Source organism: Ideonella azotifigens, assembly GCF_006519715.1.
Lineage (GTDB): Bacteria > Pseudomonadota > Gammaproteobacteria > Burkholderiales > Burkholderiaceae_C > Ideonella > Ideonella azotifigens.
The window spans coordinates 1-1,366 of the sequence record NZ_VIDT01001050.1 but is presented as its reverse complement, the minus strand read 5'-3'; the positions used below and the strand labels follow the sequence as shown (position 1 = coordinate 1,366).

At 69.0% G+C, this 1,366-nt stretch carries 1 protein-coding gene; it reads left to right on the top strand.

The features are described from left to right. Window positions 1–122 precede the first annotated feature (122 nt). The coding region (gene dalD, locus FKP22_RS30480) for a D-arabinitol 4-dehydrogenase (RefSeq protein WP_233447028.1) at window positions 123–1,366 on the top strand (1,244 nt) is incomplete at its 3' end.

Genomic DNA, 1,366 nt, shown 5'->3' with positions numbered 1-1,366 from the left:
CGTGGGCCTGCAGCTGCAGCCCGAGACCGTGCACCTGTTCGACGCCGGTGGCCGCGTGACACGCACGGGTGTCGCCGTCGCCGCGACCCATTGAGATTCCTCTTCATTTCCCCCTTGCTTCCATGACCACCGCCTCTCCCTCCTCCGCCGAAGCCCCGTTCGTGATGCTGCACCTGGGCCTGGGCGCGTTCCACCGCGCGCACCAGGCTGTCTACCAGCAGGCGCTGCACGACGCCGGTGACCGCCGCTGGGTGCTGGCCGGCGGCAATATCCGGCCCGATGGCGCCGACACCATCGGCGCGCTGCAGGCCGCCGGCGGCGCCTACACGCTGGAAACCGTGTCACCGGCCGGCGAGCGGGTCTATCAGCGCATCAGCGCCATCACCCGCGTGATCGGCTGGGACGCGCAGCTGCAAGGCCTGGTCACCGCCGGTGCGGACCCACTGACTCGCATCGTCTCGTTCACCGTGACCGAAGCGGGCTACTACCTCGATGCAGACCACCAGCTGGACCTGAACTTCGCCGACCTGGCCGCCGATGTCGAAGCCCTCAAGGCGAACAAAGCCGGCACGACGATCTACGGCGCGCTGACGCAGATCCTGCGCGCCCGCATGCAGCAGGCCAGCGGCCCGGTCACGCTGCTGAACTGCGACAACCTGCGCCACAACGGCGACCGCGTGCGCAGCGGCCTGCTGCAGTTCATCGACCTGATCGGCGACAGCGCGCTGCGCGAGTGGGTGGAGGTCTGCACCACCTGCCCGAATGCGATGGTGGACCGCATCACGCCCCGCGCCACGCCCGCCGTGCGCGAGCGCGTGCTGGCAGCGACCGGCGTGGACGACGCTGCCGCGCTGATGGGCGAAAGTTTCATCCAGTGGGTCATCGAGGACCGCTTCGCCGCTGGCCGCCCGGCCTGGGAGACTGTCGGCGTGGAAATGGTTTCGTCGGTGGATGCCTACGAGGAAGCCAAGATCCGCCTGCTGAACGCCACGCACAGCTGCATCGCCTGGGCCGGCACGCTGGTCGGCCACACCTACATCCATGAAGGCACGCAGGACGCGGCCATCCGCCAACTGGCCTTCGACTACGTGACCAACGACACCATCCCGGTGCTGGACACGCCAGCCAAGCCCAGCCCGATCGACCTCGCCAAGTACCGCGACGTGGTGCTGGACCGCTTCGCCAACCCTGCCATTGCCGATACCAACCAGCGCGTGGCGATGGACGGCTTCTCGAAGATCCCCGGCTTCATTGCGCCGACGCTGCGCGAACGCCTGGCCGCGGGCGCCAGCATTGCCAGCGTGGCGATGCTGCCGGCGCTGTTCCTGGCCTACCTGCAGCGCTGGCATGCCGGCACGCTGCCGCA